The following is a 3,648-nucleotide window of genomic DNA, read 5'->3' as shown; positions in this document are numbered from 1 at the left end:
CTCCTGAATAGATGTGGTATCAGTTCTTGTTGTTTCATTACATAACTATGATTATCCCTCGGGATCACTAGCCATCCTTATTTCTACATTTCCGCCGAGTTCGAGGATTGGGCAACTCTGTGCAATTTCAACCGCCTCTTCATAATTTTCTGCCCTGACAATAATTAGTCCGCCAATAGACTCTTTAATTTCCACAAAAGGACCGTTTATCACATGCTTGTTTGACTTCACAACTTTACCAGCGATATCCCAGCGTTGTAATGGCCTGGAAAGTTTGTTCTGTGCAGCAATGCCGCCAAACCAGTTTTGCCACGCTTTAATGGAATTTTGCAATTCCTCTGGAGAAGGTTGAGCATCCTTATTGGTAAAATCTCTTCTGAAAATCAATAAAAAATCATTCATATTCTTTAATTTTAATTATAATGTAATACAAGCCAATGACAACCGAATGAGTAAAGTTGGACAATTTTCAGTAATTTCGGAATGCTTATGACATGACAAACGAAAATTGATAATTAGACATTGTGGAAGATTTTTTTTATTTATAAAGTTTGTAGCGTTAAGCAATCATTAAACGTTTGTGGTTAGGTAAAGCAATATCATATATATGAAACAAATACACCTACTGCTGTCTACAAGTCTACTGCTACTGGCTTCATGTGGCACGAATAAAGAACAAAGCAATGGAACAGCTTCAACAGCAGATACTATTAATAAAATAGACACAGTTGCCAATACACAAATGACTGCCCGCATGAGCATGAAGCCAGTTATTAAGGCTGGCGACTCTCTTGAGCTTCGGTTCACGGTTTATAACCCCTCTGTTAAGCCACAATCGTTCTGTAAATGGCATACTCCTTTTGAACCACCAATGAGCAAATATCTAGATATTAAAGACGATAAGGGCGCTGAAGCCAGGTATCAGGGAGCAATGGCCAAACGCATCATGCCGCCTCCTGCCGATAGTTACATTGAAGTTAAACCCGGTGATAGTCTTAGTGTAAAGGTAAATATCAGTAAAGCTTATTTGCTAGATAAACCGGGTACCTATATTGTTAGCTACAACGCGCAGGAAATCAGTGGACTTGCTGTTAAAGATTCGCTTACTTTCATTTATAAAAAATAAAAACCTGAAGTTCGGCGGTGACGTTTAATCAATATAAACAGGTAGTATAAAATAAAATGTGGATCCTTTACCGGGCTGACTCTTCACTCTGATTTCACTGCCGTGCAGTTTCAGTATTTCTGATACCAGATGAAGCCCGATTCCGAAACCCGAAACATTCTTCATCTGCTCATTTTTTACACGATAGAAGCGCTCAAACAATCGAGGCTGGTCAAGTAGATCAATACCCACCCCCTGATCGGTAAAATTGATTGAAACGTTGTTTTGTTCACGTGTGCAATCAATGCGTACAAAAGTTCCTGCCAGAGAGTATTTAACAGCATTGCTTAGCAAATTACTTAAAACCTGGCTGATTTTCTCCCGGTCTGCATACATCTCCAGGTTAGTACATCCCTGGTATGTTATGATGTGACCGGGGGCGAGAATCTTAGCTTCTGCCATTAAATCATCCATCAACTGGACCAGCGTAAATCTGGAAAGGTTGAGTGACATTTTACCGTCCTCCAGCCTGGAAAGATCTAAAAAATCATGGATCATTGCGACCATTCTTGTTGTTTGCACTTCTGCCCTGGAAAGTATGTTTTCCGTAAATGCATCAGACGAATTCCTGGCTTTGGCCAAAGCCAGTTGTATATAAGATCGCACCGAAGTTAATGGGGTTTTAAGTTCATGGCTGGCAATGGCAATAAAATCATTCTTACGCTGTTCTTCTAGCTTTTTATCGGTAATGTCACGGGCAATTTTAGATAAGCCAATTATTTTTCCAGTAGTATTTTTAACAGGTGATATGGTTAAGGAAACATCTATCAGCCGCCCCTGTTTCGTAACTCTTTGGGTTTCGAAATGATCTACACGCTGACCGCTTTTGAGCACACTTAAGATTTTTGGCTCTTCTTCTGCCCTATCTTTTGGAATTAATTTCATTATCGATTCACCAATCATTTCTTCGGCACTATAGCCAAAGATACGTTGGGCGGAGAGGTTCCAACTGGTTACAACTCCATTAAGATTTTTACTAATAATTGCATCATCAGAGGAGTCAACGATGGCGGCAAGCATCGCACTTCGTTCCTCTGCAAGTTGCAAAGCAGCCAGCAATGATTTCTGTTCCTGAATATTGGTACTCAATTCAGTTGGTCCAAGCTCATTGGTACTACTGTCCGCTGCCTTAAAGTTACGCATAGTGATCCTTCATGTTCAAACACCTTGCCAGCTTATAAAGAAACTTCAGTAGAGGTTTGCCTGATTGAATGGATCAGGTATCCATAAGTTCTAAAGCGCTTTTTTGACAAAATGAAACTCCCCATAAGGTATGAATTTTTTCAATTGTCTTAGCAAAATAAAAATGAATCAAAAAGCAGTCATTCAGACACCAGTTTTAAGCGTTTAGTTTATTTTTGTTTAAAATTTGTTAAACAATTTGAGCTCCAGCATGTTTACAGAAATTACAAAGCAATAAGATTATTAATAAATTATCAACCTAATTACAAAACAACATGTCAGAAGGAACAGTAAAATTTTTCAATGAGTCGAAAGGATTTGGCTTTATCGTACCGGACAACGGGGATCCGGAAATCTTTGTCCATGTCACTGGTCTGATTAGCCCGGTAAGAGAAAAAGACAGGGTCAGCTTTGAGGTTGAAAACGGAAAGAAAGGAATCAACGCAGTCAAAGTAAAGAAAATCTGAAACCTGAAAAAACAAAAAAGCATCTTCAAATCAAGATGCTTTTTTGTTACGCTTTCTGTTAAGCTCTGTTTTGTTTATAGATTTATGATATTATATAAACAAAATGTCCTGCCAATGGTTATACCATTTTACTTATTTTCAACCACAAGATGAACAAAGTATTTAAAAAACCTTCGTATTTATATCGCAACGGGCTAACTATTGTTTTCCTCTTCTTGTTTGTAATTACCCTTTGTGCGCAGGCATTAACCGGCTGGAGGCAACACAACCGGGACTTGAAGGAAGAGCACGCCCCACAGCTCAATATAGGCACTTATCTCAAAAGTGGGCACTTCATATCAGCAACCTTTGAGAATTTTGAAAGTGAATTTCTGCAGATGGGAATGTATGTAGTGCTTACCATATTTCTGCGTCAGATTGGCTCAGCAGAATCCAAAAAACTTGATGAAAAAGAAGAGGTGGACCGGGAACCCTTTCCTCATCCGGATGCGCCATGGGCAGTAAGAAAGGGAGGATGGATACTCAAACTTTACAGTAATTCCCTATCTATTTGTTTTTCAATGCTGTTCTTTTTGAGTTGGGGTTTCCACCTGTATGGTAGTTGGAAGAACCATAATGTAGAACAGGTTTTTAAGCATCTCCCTGAAGATACCGTCTGGTCCTATCTGGCTGAACCGGAATTTTGGTTTGAAACTTTTCAGAACTGGCAGAGTGAGTTTCTTTCAGTAGCTTCAATAGTATTTTTAACGATTTATTTGCGCCAGAAAGGATCTTCTGAATCTAAGCCTGTGGATGCCCCTGATAGGCAAACAGGAAAATAGCACTCTGCTACTT

At 39.1% G+C, this 3,648-nt stretch carries 5 protein-coding genes; 3 read left to right on the top strand and 2 right to left on the bottom strand.

The window, feature by feature from the left end:
• Positions 1–51: 51 nt before the first annotated feature.
• Positions 52–402 (bottom strand): YciI family protein, encoded by a 351-nt coding sequence (locus AC1DDX_RS25330; protein ID WP_172662858.1) that lies wholly within the window; start codon positions 400–402, stop codon positions 52–54.
• 205 nt (positions 403–607) lie between these two features.
• On the opposite strand from AC1DDX_RS25330, the gene AC1DDX_RS25325 reads away from it, so the two are divergent.
• Positions 608–1,126, top strand: a complete 519-nt coding sequence (locus tag AC1DDX_RS25325) for a protease (RefSeq protein ID WP_288879291.1) — start codon at positions 608–610, stop codon at positions 1,124–1,126.
• A 24-nt stretch (positions 1,127–1,150) separates the two neighbouring features.
• On the opposite strand, the gene AC1DDX_RS25320 is transcribed toward AC1DDX_RS25325, so the two are convergent.
• Complete coding sequence (locus tag AC1DDX_RS25320) at positions 1,151–2,308, bottom strand: sensor histidine kinase (RefSeq protein ID WP_288879290.1); 1,158 nt, start codon at positions 2,306–2,308, stop codon at positions 1,151–1,153.
• Positions 2,309–2,622: 314 nt separating this feature from the next.
• Here AC1DDX_RS25320 and AC1DDX_RS25315 point away from each other — a divergent pair, with 314 nt between their 5' ends.
• Positions 2,623–2,814 carry a cold-shock protein gene (locus AC1DDX_RS25315; protein WP_048905563.1) on the top strand — a complete coding sequence of 64 codons (192 nt, stop codon included), beginning with the start codon at positions 2,623–2,625 and terminating at the stop codon, positions 2,812–2,814.
• Between the two features lie 149 nt (positions 2,815–2,963).
• Positions 2,964–3,635, top strand: a complete 672-nt coding sequence (locus tag AC1DDX_RS25310; RefSeq protein ID WP_172662855.1) for a DUF6766 family protein — start codon at positions 2,964–2,966, stop codon at positions 3,633–3,635.
• The last annotated feature ends 13 nt before the right edge of the window (positions 3,636–3,648 follow it).

The sequence above is a fragment of the Pedobacter sp. 10L46_2 genome (assembly GCF_056395165.1).
This window is presented reverse-complemented; position numbering and strand designations above follow the sequence as displayed.